Annotated in this window: 20 protein-coding genes; 15 read left to right on the top strand and 5 right to left on the bottom strand. The window is 35.9% G+C overall.

The genetic code is table 11. From position 1 onward, the window contains the following. The 3 genes from AB4Y90_RS07940 to mobA all read right to left on the bottom strand — a co-directional run. The coding region (locus AB4Y90_RS07940; protein WP_441556870.1) for a hypothetical protein at positions 1 to 1,293 on the bottom strand (1,293 nt) is incomplete at its 3' end. 427 nt (positions 1,294 to 1,720) lie between these two features. Then, a complete protein-coding gene (gene mobB / locus AB4Y90_RS07935) occupies positions 1,721 to 2,968 on the bottom strand; it encodes a conjugal transfer protein MobB (protein ID WP_441556869.1) in 1,248 nt (415 codons plus the stop codon). After that, on the bottom strand, positions 2,965 to 3,399 hold the full coding sequence (gene mobA / locus AB4Y90_RS07930) for a conjugal transfer protein MobA (RefSeq protein WP_441556868.1): 435 nt from the start codon (positions 3,397 to 3,399) through the stop codon (positions 2,965 to 2,967). Before mobA ends, mobB begins: the two co-directional genes overlap by 4 nt. A 635-nt stretch (positions 3,400 to 4,034) precedes the next feature. Here mobA and AB4Y90_RS07925 point away from each other — a divergent pair. From AB4Y90_RS07925 to AB4Y90_RS07915, 3 genes are all read left to right on the top strand, one after another. Continuing rightward, positions 4,035 to 4,802: a ParA family protein gene (locus AB4Y90_RS07925; protein ID WP_441556867.1), complete on the top strand. Its 768-nt coding sequence runs from the start codon at positions 4,035 to 4,037 to the stop codon at positions 4,800 to 4,802. A gap of 4 nt (positions 4,803 to 4,806) precedes the next feature. Next, on the top strand, positions 4,807 to 5,202 hold the full coding sequence (locus AB4Y90_RS07920; RefSeq protein WP_441556866.1) for a DUF3408 domain-containing protein: 396 nt from the start codon (positions 4,807 to 4,809) through the stop codon (positions 5,200 to 5,202). 62 nt (positions 5,203 to 5,264) lie between these two features. Then, a complete protein-coding gene (locus AB4Y90_RS07915; RefSeq protein ID WP_441556865.1) occupies positions 5,265 to 5,828 on the top strand; it encodes a hypothetical protein in 564 nt (187 codons plus the stop codon). A 33-nt stretch (positions 5,829 to 5,861) separates the two neighbouring features. On the opposite strand, the gene AB4Y90_RS07910 is transcribed toward AB4Y90_RS07915, so the two are convergent. Together AB4Y90_RS07910 and AB4Y90_RS07905 are read right to left on the bottom strand one after the other, a co-directional pair. Next, the gene (locus AB4Y90_RS07910; RefSeq protein ID WP_441556864.1) at positions 5,862 to 6,992 is read right to left on the bottom strand and encodes a DUF3800 domain-containing protein; all 1,131 of its coding nucleotides are present in this window, start codon (positions 6,990 to 6,992) and stop codon (positions 5,862 to 5,864) included. Continuing rightward, positions 6,992 to 8,041 (bottom strand): hypothetical protein, encoded by a 1,050-nt coding sequence (locus tag AB4Y90_RS07905; RefSeq protein WP_441556863.1) that lies wholly within the window; start codon positions 8,039 to 8,041, stop codon positions 6,992 to 6,994. The genes AB4Y90_RS07910 and AB4Y90_RS07905 overlap by 1 nt, the downstream gene beginning before the upstream one ends. Positions 8,042 to 8,220: 179 nt before the next feature. Between AB4Y90_RS07905 and AB4Y90_RS07900 the strand changes: the two genes are divergently transcribed. The 12 genes from AB4Y90_RS07900 to AB4Y90_RS07845 all read left to right on the top strand — a co-directional run. Next, positions 8,221 to 8,526, top strand: a complete 306-nt coding sequence (locus AB4Y90_RS07900) for a DUF4134 domain-containing protein (protein ID WP_441556862.1) — start codon at positions 8,221 to 8,223, stop codon at positions 8,524 to 8,526. Positions 8,527 to 8,536: 10 nt separating this feature from the next. Continuing rightward, positions 8,537 to 8,869: a DUF4133 domain-containing protein gene (locus AB4Y90_RS07895; protein ID WP_441556861.1), complete on the top strand. Its 333-nt coding sequence runs from the start codon at positions 8,537 to 8,539 to the stop codon at positions 8,867 to 8,869. After that, on the top strand, positions 8,866 to 11,376 hold the full coding sequence (locus tag AB4Y90_RS07890) for a TraG family conjugative transposon ATPase (protein WP_441556860.1): 2,511 nt from the start codon (positions 8,866 to 8,868) through the stop codon (positions 11,374 to 11,376). The genes AB4Y90_RS07895 and AB4Y90_RS07890 overlap by 4 nt, the downstream gene beginning before the upstream one ends. A 49-nt stretch (positions 11,377 to 11,425) precedes the next feature. Then, positions 11,426 to 12,031, top strand: a complete 606-nt coding sequence (locus tag AB4Y90_RS07885; RefSeq protein WP_441556871.1) for a DUF4141 domain-containing protein — start codon at positions 11,426 to 11,428, stop codon at positions 12,029 to 12,031. Position 12,032: 1 nt separating this feature from the next. After that, positions 12,033 to 13,025 carry a conjugative transposon protein TraJ gene (gene traJ / locus AB4Y90_RS07880; RefSeq protein ID WP_441556859.1) on the top strand — a complete coding sequence of 331 codons (993 nt, stop codon included), beginning with the start codon at positions 12,033 to 12,035 and terminating at the stop codon, positions 13,023 to 13,025. A gap of 12 nt (positions 13,026 to 13,037) precedes the next feature. After that, a complete protein-coding gene (traK, locus tag AB4Y90_RS07875) occupies positions 13,038 to 13,661 on the top strand; it encodes a conjugative transposon protein TraK (protein ID WP_441556858.1) in 624 nt (207 codons plus the stop codon). A gap of 2 nt (positions 13,662 to 13,663) precedes the next feature. Beyond that, the gene (locus AB4Y90_RS07870; protein WP_441556857.1) at positions 13,664 to 13,819 is read left to right on the top strand and encodes a hypothetical protein; all 156 of its coding nucleotides are present in this window, start codon (positions 13,664 to 13,666) and stop codon (positions 13,817 to 13,819) included. A gap of 10 nt (positions 13,820 to 13,829) precedes the next feature. After that, positions 13,830 to 15,128 carry a conjugative transposon protein TraM gene (gene traM, locus AB4Y90_RS07865; protein WP_441556856.1) on the top strand — a complete coding sequence of 433 codons (1,299 nt, stop codon included), beginning with the start codon at positions 13,830 to 13,832 and terminating at the stop codon, positions 15,126 to 15,128. 15 nt (positions 15,129 to 15,143) lie between these two features. Continuing rightward, positions 15,144 to 16,046, top strand: a complete 903-nt coding sequence (traN, locus tag AB4Y90_RS07860; protein WP_441556855.1) for a conjugative transposon protein TraN — start codon at positions 15,144 to 15,146, stop codon at positions 16,044 to 16,046. 1 nt (position 16,047) lies between these two features. Next, a complete protein-coding gene (locus tag AB4Y90_RS07855) occupies positions 16,048 to 16,608 on the top strand; it encodes a conjugal transfer protein TraO (RefSeq protein ID WP_441556854.1) in 561 nt (186 codons plus the stop codon). Positions 16,609 to 16,618: 10 nt separating this feature from the next. Then, positions 16,619 to 17,056: a TraQ conjugal transfer family protein gene (locus AB4Y90_RS07850; RefSeq protein ID WP_441556853.1), complete on the top strand. Its 438-nt coding sequence runs from the start codon at positions 16,619 to 16,621 to the stop codon at positions 17,054 to 17,056. 209 nt (positions 17,057 to 17,265) lie between these two features. Then, positions 17,266 to 17,952: hypothetical protein (locus AB4Y90_RS07845; protein WP_441556852.1), on the top strand; the 687-nt coding region annotated here is incomplete at its 3' end.

Genomic DNA, 17,952 nt, shown 5'->3' with positions numbered 1-17,952 from the left:
GTTTTTATAAGAATGTAATACGCCTAAATCAAGAGGTAACGAATGAAAATTCTTAAAGTCTTGAAATTGGTAATTTCTCTGTAATGTAAACTGTCTTATGAAAAGGAGTGATATATATAAACATATATTATGTTTTATCTCATTACTTGTACCCAGGTTGTCGATATCTGGAAAATAATATCTATATTCTATAGGATCTTCTAAATCTCTATAGATATTGGCAAAGTGCTCAAACCATTCAAATATTTCATCCATTGTAGATGGCAATAGTTCATATTTGGGTGGTGATGACTGAGAAAATGTCAGCATGTATTTTAGTATATCATAATTTGACAAGTAAAATTGCAATCCTCCAAGTGCATAATTTAACTCAAGAAATTTTTTTCTCTCCTTTTCAATTTTATCGATTTCTTCAATATTTGCGATTTTTGTAGATGCAATCTCAAATTCGGGGGCTATTCGGGCGAGACTGAATTGTAAATGCTGGGACGCCGTTGACCAGTAATTTGAAATTGATTTCTTGTGATTTGCTGATGCTAAAATATTTCGCCAAAGCCATTTGTATGTTTCTTTGGAAATTGTACTGTATGTAAAGTTTTCCCCTAAAAGAAATATAGCCGAAGATGCCAGATTCCCAAGTTTGCTGAACTTTCTATCATTGCTATCTATTGAGGTAGTTATAATTTCGTTTGTGATGTAATATAAATCGAATGGATAAACCGTACCTTCAATATTCTTATTATCCTTCCTAAATTTCATAAACTGATTATAATAGAAATTTACTAATGTTTCTCCAATATGTGGATCCTGGTTTCTAATTGAATGTATCGTTAATTCATTAATCGTTTTTAGATAATAAGTCTTAGATTGATTTTTGTCCTCTTTTTTGTTTTCGTAACTATTAACTAGATGTAAAATCAGCTTTGAGGTTTTTGAACGAAATAACACTATTCTATTCAACCAAATCATAAAAGATACCGTTAGGGCTATTGTCAATAAAAAAATGATGAAATCTGCAGAGTTCTCAATCAAATAAATATTTTGAAGGCATGAAATTGGCGGGAGATTAAGTATTTTAAAAATAAAACTAATTAATGTAAGGATTAATATAAGCTGAAAATATGAAATCCCAAATATCGTTTTTGTTTGAGGAAATTTCTGATCAAAAACATTTGATAAATACTCAGAGTTATATTTTTCTCCTATATTAGAAATCTTATCAATAATTATGGGATAAGCAATACTTAATATTGCTACATCTATATAGACGCATATTTCAACGATATATTTCATGATTATCAGATTACAGGATTAGTCTTGTAAGATAATAATATCTTATTAATTACTCTAGAATAATTGTCTGAAAAATATAATGTTTGGTGTCTGCAATTCGAAAAATTATTTTTTATTAAATGTCTTCCGAGACTTCCAAGATCTAACCGTCATCGTATGCTACTTTATACTTTATCAATTTTAATTTATAATTAATTTATTAGTCGAGTTGCTACCTTTATTAGGTGAGCATTTCTGCTAGGTTCAACGTTAGTAATTCTAATGAAAATTTGTACTAAAAATCCCCGCCTTAGCTAGTACTCCGCCAAAAAATAAAATCATTATGAATTTAGGATGATTATGAAGATAAGTTTCAATCATCTTTAGAGTTACAAATAATTTTAAAAGGCAATAAATTTTAGAAGAAGAACTATTAATTAATCAGATTTTATTTTCTTCTTTTTCGTTGCTGCTTCTTCATTTGTGATTCAAAAACTTGTTCCTCCTCATTAATTGTATCTGTAGGAAGTAAAGTGCTAAAGAACCCATGAAACATCTCGTGAATTCCTTCAGGAAAATTATGCTCAAAGGATTTTATATCAGGTAAATTATCATTTTGAAGAGCATTGAATGCTATTTTTTTTGGTATTTCTACTTGATTCCACAGTTTATTAAATGCATTGGCAGAAAGATCTTTATGTAACTGTGAACCGTTCCATACTAATTTTGAATTATGGTCGATGAATGTTATTCCATATATTCTTCCTTGGTCACTTTTTCTAATAACAGCTGCAATTCCCTGTTCACTAAGTTGCATTTTAAAAGAAGCTTCGGAGTTACTGGTACTGATTGCTGTTTCTATTGTTCTCTTAAGCATTGATTTGGTTGGATCATTTTTCATCGTTGCTTTTGATTTCTCAATGCGTGCATAAATAGTTTCCAATCTTGCATGTTGACCGAACAGAGATGACTTAAAAGGATGACTTATTTTTTTTCCATTTTCATCCATGACGAAATACACTGTCCCTTTTCTCATTTTTCCATGCAATTCTCCGCTAACTTCTTCAAGAGTAATATTGAATTGAGAGAGTAATGCATTATAAGCACCAATACTTTGAAAACCGTAGGATTGAGGTATGTGTCTTAATATGGATGACAGCTGAGTTTTGATGTTACCCTTTGTATAGTCGATGGGCTTAAAATTTAATTTCTGATTTGAGCTTTTAATCAAGTTCGCTACTTTTAAATTATATTGTTTTTCCAATTCTCTGCATATTTTCATTGATCGATGATGGTCATAGGTGTCCGGTATTTTCTTTCCATCTAACTGAACACAAGTGGTCACGATATGAATATGCGTCCTGTCAATATCGGCATGTTTAAAAACGACATAAGGTTGATTGCCGTAACCCATTTCGTGCATATATTGCTGCGCTATTTTGCGGTAGTCCTTGTCATCAACTTTATCTTCCGGATCTGGATTAAGTGAGATATGTCTTACCGGTTTTTCAGTTTTATTGTTGGCAATCAAATAAGGTTCGAAATACTGATGAAAAAATTGGACAGAATACGGTCGATCCCACAAATCTGGAATTTTATTTGTGAACAGAACGGTTCCGTTTTCCTTGTAAACTTTCTGCTGATTATAGGTAAGGGCACCCCAAAGATTTTCCCCTTTTCCAATCTTTGCAATCATTCCTCAATATTTTTTTGGATATGCTGTAATTCAAATTCTTTTGTTAATTCTATGATTTGTTTACAGAGTAAAGCCAGTTCTTTGGTGTGGTTTTCAAGTTTAAAAAGATAGAAGGCTGCTCTTTTCTCAGTAAAATTTCGATACAAAATTTTTACAATTTGGTTATAATTGTTTCCAATGGCCTGAAACTGATAAAAAAATTTAGTCAACTTTGTGTGGTAATCCATTGTCGAAACATCCATTGTGACAATCTTTAATTCTTTCTGAAATAAAATTCTTGTAATAAATTTTGCTTTATTATTTATTCCAGAAGCCTCATATAACTTTAAAAACTTAATGTTTTCTTCATCGGTAAGTCTGAAAACATATCTGTTTTTACTTGGATTCAGCTTTGGCCTACGCCCGCCTTTGTTGTTTCTATGTGCATCCATATCATCCAATTTAATTTTAATAAAAACACGACTTCGGAGTGGTTTTTAAAGCCCCAGCCAGGGCAAGCTGTTTTGAGGCACGAAAAAAGTTATGAGGCACTCAAAACATAACTTGCCCCTTTCGGGTGAAAGGAAATATCTTTAATACAATAGATTTATAATATCATATTATTTGGCCACTACAATTTCAAAAAACTCCTTAGTGCTCTGATACAAAGTAAGCCACTATCAATCAGAGAAATGATATAGTGCACAAAGCCAAAAAAGGACACTTGCTTCCAAAACCGACCATGAAAAAAGCACTAAAACAGAAATATTTTTCATTTGCATAAGATTGCATGCAAGACTTCCAAAATGCAGACTTGATAGAAATCTTGAGCGTTTGAAATCCTGCATTCCTGCAATCAGCAATTCTGATTGGTTGGATATCATTCTTGAGGGATAGCAATCAGAAAATCGATCTATCTGGTTTGCAAAATGTATGACATGCAGGAACTATCACTGGAAATCAATACAGCGGTCAGGATTATTAATTAGCAGTATCGCTAGCGAAGTAGACTGCTGGAAGTCAATATGGACAAAAGGCTAGCAGCCCAGCATTCTTTCAAATTAAGTTAAAGAAAAAATTAAAAAAAATGACAACAAAAAAACAACCCACAATTATTGCATTTTCCACTCAAAAAGGAGGGGTTGGAAAAAGCACTTTTACAACAATTATTGCAAGTATTCTCCATTATAGGATGGGCTATCAGGTAGCTGTTTTCGACTGTGATTTTCCACAGCATAGTCTGGTGCAGATGAGGGAGCGGGATTTAAAAAAAATCATGCAGAATGAAATTTTGAAAAAGATGGCTCACAAACAATTTACGACGATCAAAAAGAAAGCTTATCCTGTCTTCCAAAGTAAAGCAGATCAGGTACTGGAAGACATGGATGCCTACATTTCTGATGCGCAATCAGCACCGGATTTCATTTTCTTCGATTTACCGGGAACCGTTAATACAGCAGGTATTTTAAGAGCCTTGATGAATGTCAATTACATTTTTTCTCCCATTACTGCGGATCGTGTTGTACTGGAGAGTACATTGAGTTTCACTGATGTTCTGACCAATGTCCTGATGAAAGAAAATCAGACCGGGATTCGCAGCATTCATTTATTCTGGAATCAGGTTGACGGAAGAGAAAGTACAATGTTATACAAAAATTATAATAAAGTTATTTCAGATTTAGGGCTGGAGCTTATGAACACAACAATTACAGACAGTAAAAGATTTCGGAAAGAAGGAGAGACTACTACAAAGACGGTTTTCCGTTCTACATTATTGCCAGCAGACCCTAAGTTGCTATCACAATGCAGGTTGGATCAATTTATAGAAGAATTTTTAAGAATTGTCAAACTATAGTAGTATGGAAAACGAAAAAAATGACAATAAGAATAATAACATAGATGAACAATATCTTATGTCTATAATGGCAGGAAGTCCCAAGAAGGACATTCCCGCACAAAATACAGATTCCTCAGAGGAGAAGGCAGTCACAAAAAATAAGTTAAAGAGTAAAAAGTCTTCAGATATAAACTATGTGGAGCAGTTTCTTACCCATCATACGATGACAAAGCGTGGTGATAAAAGTATCTATATCCGTTCGGAATATCACGAACGTCTATCTCGAATTATTCAAATTATTGCTGATGACCAGATTCCATTGTATGCATATCTGGATAATATAATAGCTTATCATTTCGAAGTGTTTGAAAAGGAAATCACTGATGATTTCAACAATAAATACCGTCCAATCTTTTAATCCATTATCTTATGAAAGAAATTATCATCATTGGGTTATTAATCATAATCGTTCTGATTCTTTTGGACAGAAAGTTTTCAATCACTATTCGTGGGAAAGATAACGGTAGTAGAACTACAGATCAGCTATCGATTATGGGAGATACAAAACAAAAAGACAGACAGTCATCGCCAATCAATACAAATGAGGGACAAAATGAATATGTTTTGATGACAGAAGGTAATTTTGAATCAGAAATCGGAGAAGAGGAAATTGACAATGTAGATCTTGTTAAAAATCTCGATAACAAATTTGTCAACAATGAAGACTTGCAAGAAGAGGAAGATTGGAAGTATCAAAACTCTAATATTGAAAGCGGTTTTGCTACAGGGGTTACCTTTCAAGAATTGAGTACTGCAGGTCAGCTGCTTCAGGAAGAGATTTTGGAATCTGACCTAGAAAAACAAGCAGTCGATATTATTCAAAAGATCCAGGGAACCGAGCTTTTTAATCTGTTAGAGAGTTCATTAGGAGATACTTCGAAAAGAATTGCCATTTTGTTGAGGGAGAGCATTTCCATTGAGGACGAAATTTACTTAAGGGGAATTAACTCTTCGGACGATTTCGATATTGGGGAATATGTTTAGGCACATTCCCCGTTTTAATATTACAGCGTTTACCTATAAATGTAGGTAATAGATTATTTGATCAAGTTTTATCATTTCTTCGGGTCCGTCTTGATTAACAATTAGCCCATAATTTTTTGATTCTGAGCGAATAATTAATTGTATAAAATCGATCAGATTTTCTCTTTGTAAATCTGAAAAATCATCTATATCATTAAAAATATCTTCTATAATATTCTTATTTCTGTAATCTATATATTTTCCTAATATTCCTACAAAAATATCAGAAAGCTGAACTAAGTCACTATTTTTAGAGTCTATAAAATTGTAATTCCTAAATGGTTTTCCATCATAAGTAAAATTATATTTACTGAGCTCTTTTTTAATTTCTTCTTCATTATCAAAAGTATGGGTTGAATTTAGAAAAGTATATAAAGGCGATATATAAAATATTAATAAATTAGGTAAGAGAAGGTGATCCTTTTCATTCATAATAAAAACTAGTTCCTTTCTATCTGACGTTTGTAGCAAAATAATGAGTAGCTGGATACTACCTTGGWATTTTATGTCCCTTTCGTAAGAATGTAAGAGCAGAATAAAATCGCGTATAAAATTAGAGAGTTCCTGCTTTTTGATGTTAGGATATCCATAATTGAAAAATAACTTGCCGAAAGATTCTATTTCTTGCTTAACTATTTGATAAAGATCATTTTTCAATGTTAAAGCTAATTTTTCGTTCAATTTCATTTCATCTGGTGAATTATATAGAGCAGAATCTACTATATCTACAACCGACCAGTACAGAAAATTTAAGCTTGAATAATGAACAAATAAATTACTGCCTAGCATAAATTTAAGAAATAAACTCAATTTTTTTGATTTTAAGCAGTCCTTAAAATTACCTGATGCTATATTTTTAAACTTAACCTCACTTGCTGATTTTTGTAAATTAAAACTTTTAAACAAAGCTTTTAGATCAGGAGGGTTATTTTCGTGCATAACACCTCCTAAGATAAAATTAGATGTAAAATCATGATTAAATCCTTCCTCTTTCAAATAGAACTTTCGAGGGTTATTTGTCTCATCATAATAAAATTGACAATTTATATTGAAATCAATATTAGGATGTTTTAATTTTTGATGCCTTAAATTATTGTGGAACTGAGTTACTTCAAAATTTATCATTAATCTTCGTTTCGATTTTTATTTTCTGCTTCCAGTTCAGCATCTAAGAGAGGCCTATGCCAATCCCATAACTCTTGTAACGTTTTAAAATTTTTAGGCACAGGATTATTTTGTCTAAATGACTCACTTGGTGTTAATGGTTGATAATGGCTAAAATAACTCTCGCTTGTTCTTCTTGGATTAAAAGCTAGTGAAGAACCAAAATAGTCATTAGTAATATCATAATGAGAGCTGTGAATAAAACCATCCCATCTTTTTCTAAGAATTTCTTCAGGGGTGATATCTATAACCTCAAATTGTTCCATTGCTCTCTGTTCTGGTGTTCCCCAAGCGTCATTAAGCAATGAAACTGCTTCGACATCAGAAACAGGAGCACCATATCCGAAAATAGTAGCTCGAACAGAACCTCTTTCTTTACTCATCCAATATTTAACTCGATCCCATTCAGTATTGATAAATTCATCATCAGTATAATTTTTTTGTTCAACAGGGTATAAAAGCTTTGTAGGTTCTAGTAAACCACCATCAGGTCTAGCCTGATATCCTGCYGGTCCTGCCTTTTTATCTTCAGCACTATATCCAATAGCTACATTGCCATGTAAAAAAGAGATATGAGGTCTGTCTTCAGTAAATTGTCTATTTCTTGTGAAGGCTTGATATAAGAATGGATCCCAGTTAAAGGTAGCGATTAAATCTTTAGATCTCAAAGCAACAATCATATAATCATAAATAGTAGGCTCTTCCGGAAGATGCATATCTCCAAAGTAGGATTGAATTCTCGATTCAATTTCAATTAGCACATCTGAATCTGGATTATTAGTATGAAGGTTTCCATATAATTTTTCAAAGTTAGTATCACGAAACTCCGCAGGAACTTTATCAACTAAATCCTGTAAATCTAAAACTTCAATGAAATTATCCATTGAAGGAAGTCTTTTACCGTTTAATTCCGAATTACGCATGGTGAGAGCAATACTTGCACCTGCTCCAAGTATAATTACATGACCGCCGCCGCCATACACTTGTTGGATACCTTGTTCTCTCGTCATAGTTTAAATTTTTCTGGTTAATATGTTTAAACTAAAATACAAAAAAATGTGATTCCTAAGTCATTAAATGACAAATACTACCGCTAAGCGACAGTTAAAAAACACCTCACTTTTCCAGAGCACATTTGCTTCTGAGTACCGCAGAGAGCAGTTCTCATTAACAATAAATTGTTTAAAAAATGGAAAAACAGAGAAAAAAAATGATGTTCGCATTACTAGCAATTTTGATTGCTCCCTATGCTTTTTCACAGGGTAATGGCAGTGCCGGAATCAACGAAGCCACACAGATGGTCACCTCTTATTTTGAACCGGCTACACAGCTCATCTACGCCATTGGTGCGGTTGTCGGATTAATAGGAGGAGTAAAAGTTTACAACAAGTTCAGTAGCGGTGATCCGGATACCAGTAAAACGGCAGCCAGTTGGTTTGGAGCCTGTATATTCCTCATTGTAGCGGCAACTATCCTCCGTTCATTCTTCTTGTAAAATGATGACTATGAATACCTATCATATCAATAAAGGAGTAGGAAGGACGGTAGAATTTAAAGGACTTAAAGCACAGTACCTTTTTATTTTTGCAGGTGGCCTACTAGCCATACTGATCTGCGTGATGATTATGTATATGGCTGAGATTAACACCTATCTGTGTCTGGTTCTTGGAGGAGCCAGTAGCGGCATTCTCATCTGGCAGACCTTCAGATTAAATGGAAAATACGGAGAACATGGTCTGATGAAATTGGGTGCCCAAAAGAAACATCCTAAATACATTATTAGCCGCAAATGCATCTACCGCTATCTTAAAATCAATCCTAAAAAAGCTTCAGTATGAGAAATTCTTCCAAAGCCGCAACTCTGGAAAGTAAATTTCCATTGCTGGCGATTGAAAACGAGTGTATCATTTCAAAGGATGCTGATGTTACCGTTTGTTTTAAAGTTAGGCTTCCTGAACTGTTTACCGTTGCTTCCGCGGAGTATGAAGCGATACATTCCGCTTGGTTCAAAGCAATCAAAACACTTCCTGACTTTACCGTAATCCATAAGCAGGATTGGTTTATCAAAGAAAACTATAATCCTGATTTGTCAAGACAAGACCAAAGTTTTTTGTCAAAATCATTTGAAAGACATTTCAATGAAAGGCCTTTTCTGAATCATTACTGTTACCTGTTCATTACGAAAACCAGTAGGGAGAGAATGAGGATGCAAAGCAATTTTTCATCATTATGCAGAGGGAAGCTCATTCCAACAGAAATTAAAGATCAGGAAGTTATCAGTCGTTTTCTCGAAGCGGTTGATCAGATGGAAAGGATTATGAATGACAGTGGTTACATTTTTCTCGAAAGGATGACCGAAGATGAAATATCCGGAACTTCCGAAAAATCAGGTCTCCTAGAGCAGTATCTCACCTTATCCCGTGAAATCAATCCCTCGTTACAAGACATCAAGTTAGGGTCGGAAGAAATGCGAATCGGAAATAACCGCATCAGCATGCATACTTTGTCAGATACTGAGGATTTACCGGGTACTGTTTCATCGCACAGCCGTTATGAAAAACTAAGCACAGACCGCAGTGACTGTCTGCTGTCATTTGCTTCTCCTGTTGGACTTCTGTTAAGCTGTAATCACATCTACAACCAATATTTGTTTATTGACAACAGTGATGAGAATCTTCAGAAGTTTGAAAAATCTGCCAGGAATATGCATTCACTGGCGAGATACAGCAGAGCGAATCAGATCAACAAAGAATGGATTGAGAAGTATTTAAATGAAGCTCATTCTTTTGGTCTGCAATCCATCCGTGCACATTTTAATGTTATGTCATGGTCTGATAATGCTGCTGAGTTAAAACAGTTAAAGAATGATACAGGAAGTGCTTTAGCGTTAATGGAATGCAAGCCCCGCCATAATACGACGGACACTGCCACCTTGTATTGGGCAGGAATTCCGGGTAATGCAGGTGATTTTCCAAGTGAAGAAAGCTTCTATACATTTATTGAGCCCGCTCTATGTTTTTTCACTGAAGAAACCAATTATCAGGATTCACCGTCACCTTTTGGGATTAAAATGGCTGACCGCCTGACTGGAAAACCTATTCATCTGGATATATCAGACCTGCCGATGAAACAGGGAATTATTACGAACAGGAATAAATTTATTCTTGGACCTTCAGGAAGCGGTAAATCCTTCTTCACTAACCACATGGTTCGTCAGTATTACGAGCAGGGCGCTCATGTGCTATTGGTCGATACCGGAAATTCCTACCAGGGATTATGCGAATTGATTAAAGGAAAAACTAAAGGAGAAGACGGGGTTTATTTTACTTACACTGAGGATAATCCCATTGCCTTTAATCCATTCTATACGGATGACGGAATCTTTGACATCGAAAAAAAGGAAAGTATCAAAACTTTGATTCTGACACTATGGAAAAGAGATGATGAACCACCGACCCGTTCCGAGGAAGTAGCATTGTCCAACGCCGTCAGTGGATACATTGAAAAGATTAAATCCAATGACCAGCACCCTTCTTTCAATGGTTTCTATGAGTATGTGAAAGATGATTATCAGAAAGTACTGGAGCAAAAGAAAGTGAGAGAAAAAGACTTTGATATTGCCAACTTTCTCAATGTGCTGGAACCTTATTACAAAGGAGGGGAATATGATTATCTGCTTAATTCAGAAAAGCAGCTGGACCTATTATCCAAGCGTTTCATCGTCTTTGAGATCGATGCGATTAAAGACCACAAAATCTTATTTCCAATTGTGACCATTATTATTATGGAGGTCTTTATCAATAAAATGCGAAGATTAAAGGGAATCAGAAAACTGATCCTCATCGAAGAAGCCTGGAAAGCTATTGCAAAGGAAGGGATGGCAGAGTACATCAAATATCTATTTAAGACGGTAAGGAAATTCTTTGGAGAAGCGATCGTGGTAACCCAGGAAGTCGATGATATCATTCAGTCGCCGATTGTGAAGGAAAGTATCATCAACAATTCAGACTGTAAGATTCTTCTTGACCAAAGGAAGTACATGAATAAATTCGACGACATTCAGGCAATGCTGGGACTGACTGATAAAGAAAAGTCTCAAGTGCTGTCAATCAATATGAATAATGATCCGAGAAGGCTGTACAAAGAAGTCTGGATTGGACTGGGTGGAACACACTCTGCAGTTTATGCGACCGAAGTTTCCACGGAAGAATATCTGGCTTATACCACTGAAGAAACGGAAAAGATGGAAGTAATGAATCTTGCATCGGAACTTGACGGCAATGTTGAACAGGCCATTAAAAGGATTTCTCTCAAGAGAATCAAATCGAATACAAAAGACAATTAAATAATCTAAAAATTTTACAGCAATGAAAAATTTAATCATCAAAACCGTGATGGCAGCATTCTGTGCTACCGTAACCTTTACAAAAGCACAATTTGTAGTAACGGATCCTGCAAATCTTGCATCCGGAATATTAAACTCAGCCAATGAGATTGTGCAAACCTCATCGACGGTATCCAACATCGTTAAGAACTTCAACGAGGTCAAAAAAGTCTACGAGCAGGGAAAAGAATATTATGATCAGCTAAAAGCCATCAACAATTTGGTTAAAGATGCTAGAAAGGTTCAGCAAACCGTTCTTTTAGTGGGCGATGTTTCGGAGATGTACGTCAATAATTTCGGCAAAATGCTGAATGATCCCAACTTCAATGCGCAGGAATTAGCTTCCATTGCCAATGGCTATTCAGCTCTACTTACTGAGAGTACAGAGCTATTGAAAGAATTGAAAGAGATTATTACATCCAATGGTCTTTCCCTGAACGACAAAGAAAGAATGGATATTGTTGACCGAGTATATAAAGAAGTAAAAGCCTATCATAACTTGGTACGATACTATACCAATAAGAATATTTCGGTCAGTTATCTGAGAGCCAAAAAACAGAACAACACGAAAAGGGTGTTAGATCTTTACGGTACCTTTAATCAAAAATACTGGTAAGATGGAACCAAACAACTTACATGAGGTATTGCGTTCCGTCTATCAAGAGATGATGCCGATGTGCGCTGATATGGCCGCAGTAGCAAAAGGCGTTGCCGGTTTGGGAGCTTTATTTTACGTAGCTCTGAAAGTCTGGCAATCGCTAAGCAGAGCGGAGCCCATCGATCTGTTCCCGATGCTGAGACCTTTTGCCATTGGCATATGCATAATGTTTTTTTCAACATTAGTTTTAGGAAGTCTGAATGGAGTGATGAGTCCAATTGTTCAGGGAAGTCATTCAATGCTGGAAAATCAGGTATTGGATATGAACGAACTGCAACAGAAAAAGGATCTCCTGGAGCGTGAGGCGATGCTCAGAAATCCGGAGATGGCTTACCTCATTTCAAATGAAGAATTTGACAAAAAGCTGGAAGAATTGGGATGGTCGCCATCTGATTTGGTCACAATGTCAGGAATGTATATGGAGAGGGAGATGTTTGCTATCAAGAAAGATATCAGAGATGGTTTTCGTGAGTTTCTGGAAATTCTCTTTCAGTCAGCAGCATTGGTCATCGATACCATAAGAACATTTTTCCTAATTGTTCTTTCGATTCTGGGGCCGATTGCATTTGCGATTTCCGTATGGGATGGTTTCCAGACCACATTAACGCAATGGCTGACGAGGTACATCAGCGTTTATCTGTGGCTTCCCGTTGCTGATATATTCAGTGCTATTCTTGCTAAAATCCAGACTTTGATTTTAGAACGGGACATTGAAATGCTGGATGATCCGACTTTCATTCCTGACACTTCCAATACAGTGTACATTATTTACATGGTGATTGGTATAATAGGCTATTTTACCATACCAACGGTTACAGGGTGGGTGATTCAGGCAGGTGGTGCCGGCAATTTCATGCGAAATGTGAATCAGACTGCTACGAAGACGGGCAATATTGCGGGAGCTGCAGCCGGTTCCACAACTGGGAATATTTCGGGTAGATTATTAAAATAAAAAAACAATTCTATGGAATTTAAAACTTTAAGAAATATTGAGAGCAGCTTCAAACAGATCCGATTGTTTACGTTTGTTTTTGCCGTGTTGTGCTTTGGAGTGGTAGGCGTAGTGGTATTCAAATCTTACCAGTTTGCAGAAGAACAGCGTCAGAAGATCTATGTCTTAGATAACGGTAAATCATTGATGGTAGCATTATCACAGGATATGTCGATAAACAGGCCTGTTGAAGCAAGAGAGCATGTGAGACGATTTCACGAATTGTTTTTCACGATAGCCCCTGATAAGAATGCGATTGAAAGTAATGTTAAAAGAGCTTTTAATCTGGCTGATCAATCTGCATTTAACTACTACAAAGACCTTCAGGAGAAAGGATATTATAACAGAATCATTTCCGGTAATATCCAGCAGAGGATTGAGGTGGATAGCGTTGTCGCCAACTTCGAAAGTTATCCTTATGATGTTAAAACTTATGCCAGACAGTTCATTATCAGATCCAGTAATCTAACGATCAGAAGTTTAGTTACAAATTGCTTACTAGTAAATTCTGTGAGATCTGATAGCAATCCACAAGGATTTACGATTGAAAAATTCAACGTCATTGAAAATAAAGATGTCGAAACAGTTGAACGATAAAAATGAAGACAATGCAAAAACTAAGAGATAAAATTGAACACCATGTTCTAAAGGCAGAGGTGTACTGGAAAGCTCTTTCTGTACAGAAAGACGGTATTTCCATAAAACCTGCGGAAAAAGCTCCTGAACAGAATGAGATAGTAGAATTATCCCATTAAAAAATAGAATATGAAAGATTCAGAGAAAATAAAAATTACAGAAAATGATCTTCCTCGAAATTCTAACGGAATGAGTGATTATCCAAAAGCGCAATGGGATAAACTTAAGAAACCTGTCATCTATTTTTTGATGGCTGCCGTTTGCACATCTTGCTTGTACTTTATTTTTAAACCAAAAGACAGCAATCTCATCACTGATGAAACTGGCTTTAATGCAGCTATTCCACAGGCAAAAGATGGTCAGTTGCAGTCGGATAAGCAAAAAGCTTACGAGCAGCACTTGTTAGAACAAAAGAATGAAGAGAAAAGGAATGCTGTAACCACTTTGTCAGATTATTGGAATGACCAGAATGAGTTAAATTCTATGGATGATCAACAAAGGTTAATGAACAGCAATTCTGGACTTCATCAGTCAGATCAGAATGCGGTGAACAGTTACCGCAACGCTCAACAGACTTTAGGTTCGTTCTATAGCCGGGATGATCAGGAAGTTAATAATTTGAGAAAAGAAATTTCAAGATTAAAGACTGAAGCAATGCAGAATGACGTCGTTCCGGCAGGCTTACGAGTAAACGACCAGTTAGCGCTGATGGAAAAATCGTATCAAATGGCTGCCAAATATCTACCAGCTAATCCAAAACAGGAAGAGCGAACGCTAAAAGATGAGGTTGAAAAGTCGTCTGAAAAGAATATTTCGTTAACATCTGCAAAACCAACGCATTCCAGTGTTGTCTCCTCATTGTACAGAATGCAGTCCGATAGTGCTTTTATTGCAGGATTGAATCTGAATCGATTTTATGAAACTCAAAACGATTCAAAGAGCTCAGCTTCATCCAAAAATGCAATTAAGGGTGTGGTCTATAAGACAAGGACGGTAGTGAACGAAAGCACATTAGCCATTAGACTTATTGAGGGGATGCGGCTGGGGCATACTGAAATCCCTAGGGGTAGCCTTTTAATTGCTGCTGGTAAATTTCAGGACGGTAGACTTCAGCTCAAAATCTCTTCCATTGAGTACAAGGGAAACATTTATACTGTAGAAATCAATGTTCATGATATTGATGGTCAGCCAGGTTTATATGTTCCATATTCACCGGAGCAAAATGCGGTCAGTGATATTGTTGCCAATATGAGCCAGACTTCTGGTACCAATATTATGATGACGCAATCAGCAGGACAGCAGATTGCCGCTGATTTGAGCAGGGGAGTAGTGCAGGGATTGTCGGGTTATTTCCAAAAGAGAGTCAGACAATTGAAAGTCACCGTAAAAGCAGGTCATCAGGTCTTGCTTGTACCTAAAAATAATTAATCAAAAAATTAAAAAATGAATACACAAAAGAGTCATTATATTCTCATCATGTTATTGCTGCTGATTGTAAGCAAAGTATTTGGGCAGGATTCCGTGATAACCTATGTCCCGCTGGAAAAGGCAAAATTAGAGCCCTTCAGAATGCAGGTGACTTACAGTAAAACCAGTCATGTGATCTTTCCGTCGCCCATACGTTATGTTGATCTTGGAAGTGAATTATTAGTGGCCAATAAGGCCGAGCCTATTGGTAATGTTCTAAGAGTCAAAGCAGCAGTTCGGGATTTCGAAGAAGAAACTAATTTTTCGGTTATCACAGAAGACGGGAAATTTTACAGCTTCGATGTTTTTTACAGCGCTTATCCTAACATTCTTAGTTATGACCTGGTAAAGATGCAAAGAATGATCGAGAAGCAATATTCAACAGATGTACTTTTTGAAGATTTGAAAGGAAGCTCTTCATCTTTGACAGAATTGATTATGGAAACCTTGTACCGAAAGAGCAGAAAGACGGTTAAGCATATCGCATCAAAAAGTTTCGGGATTCAGTTTTCTGTTCGTGCCTTACATGTTAACGATAACAAATTCTATTTTACCATGCAGGTTGATAACAGCAGCAATGTTGATTATGATATGGAATTGATCAACTTTAAGATCGTCGATAAAAAGAATTTAAAAAGGACGGTTGTTCAGGACAAGTTGTTGGAACCAATCAGAGTTTATTCGCCTACTGTGACCGCAATCCATCATTCCAATGCTATAGGAATTTACTTACTGGAGCAATTTACGCTGTTGGAGGATCAGGTTTTGGAAATTGAAGTTTTAGAAAGAAATGGAGGTCGGCATCAAAAATTAGAGCTAGGGAACAAGGAGCTTATCAACGCGAAACTAATCAACAGTTTAACTTTTAAAACCAACTAAAATGAAGACAGGGTTAATAGCATTGCTATTCATTTTAACAATGGGGTCAAGGTCATTAGCACAGCAGATGATTCCAAAACAAAAAGGTTTTGAGATATGCTACGCTGTATTTCCCGGATCACCAGCAAAGCAAAATTATGTTTTGACGGCAGGATTTGTTTCTTATAAACGAAACGGAAATTATTTGTTTGGAGTAGGAGAATACAGCAGCAAAAATAATGAATACGAGAACGATGATATTCCCATTGATACTTTTTTATTGAATGGTGGATATAGTTATTATGTGTGGGGCGATTCAATGCGCAATGTCAATGTAAACTTAGGCATTAGCGGTCTTGTCGGTTATGAAGAGGTCAATAGAGGTGATGCAATTCTTTATGATGGTTCTGTTCTGGAAAGTACGGAAAGCTTCATTTACGGTGTAGCAGGAAAGCTTTCATTTGAAAGTTACCTGACAGAGCACCTGGTTTTTATGCTGAACGGTCAGCTACGCTTTCTGCAGAATAGTCAGCTTGGTGCCTTACAGTCTTTGTTTGGCTGCGGGCTTCGGTATAATTTTTAAAGTATGTTATATGAACAAAGTATTTAATCATAGGATTTATGATCTATTCAATTATTCAATTATCCTATTTCTCATAGGTATTGTTTACTCCTGTCAGGATAGAGATCTGGAGATTCAAAAGAACTTTCCATTTGACGTCACTGTAATGCCGGTTCCAGGCGAGATAAAGAAGAATGAAACCGTTGAGATTCGAATTTCATTGGAGGCCGAGTCGACGTATAGTGGAACGACATACAGCATTCGGTATTTCCAATATGAGGGTAAAGGAAAACTTCAATTCTATAGTGATCCCCCATATTTGCCCAATGATGAGTATGCGTTGCTAAAAAAGCAGTTTAGGCTCTACTATACTTCTGAATCCGCGGAATCTCACCAATTTAGTATTTGGATAAAGGACAGTTTCGGAAATGAAAGGAGGATCGATTTTGAATTTGATAATGCCGATTAATGTAAAAGACCCACTTTATAGTGGGCTTTTATATTTTAAATATTTAAACAGAGTGAAGGGTAATATAAGTATTTTCGCTGTCATCTATTATTGTAAATTGAGACATTTCTTTTCTATGTTCATTATCCTTATAAAATAAAACGATTCGTACATTGAATAAATACTTAAAAGCTTAAATTTGTAAAGGATATTAAAATACAATGCCCAATATGGATCATAATGACTTAGTTGCGGATGCAGTTTTATCACTGGATGGACATTCTGTTATTGAACAATGCACACATAATTCTGATGAAGAAGGAACGATGTATCTCCAAGATAACCTTCTGATTTTTGTATTGGAGGGAAGTCTTAAGGTTGCGTATGGAAAACAGTCGTTTCAAGCCAATAAACATGAGATGCTACTCCTAAACAAAGCAACCCTGATCACATATCAAAGCAAAGGCAACGCTTCAAATAATAATTTGTTTCATTGCCTCATGATTTCCCTGAAGGATGATCTAATTAAAAACTTTTTAACCAGTACGGATTTAAAGATCATTAAACACGATTTTGTTGGGGATCTGCTTTCTTCTGTTCAGCCGATGGATGATTGTCTGATCTCATTCTCTCATGGACTCGACCCTTTCTTTAAAAATATCGACAAAGTTCAACCGACCCAATTACGTCGTAAAATGATGGAACTATTATATGATACAGCTATTTGCAGCGATACCATATTTCAGCAGATTCTTCATCTCCAACAACCCGTCCGTGCTGATCTGCGTGAAGTCATCGAAAGACATTACGCATCTCCCATCAGTTTAGAGGATCTGGCCTATCTGTCTGGTCGGAGCCTATCCAGTTTTAAACGTGATTTCCAACAGACATTCAATGTACCACCTGCTACCTATATA

The organism is Chryseobacterium sp. 2TAF14 (genome assembly GCF_052115105.1).
Lineage (GTDB): Bacteria > Bacteroidota > Bacteroidia > Flavobacteriales > Weeksellaceae > Chryseobacterium.
This window is presented reverse-complemented; position numbering and strand designations above follow the sequence as displayed.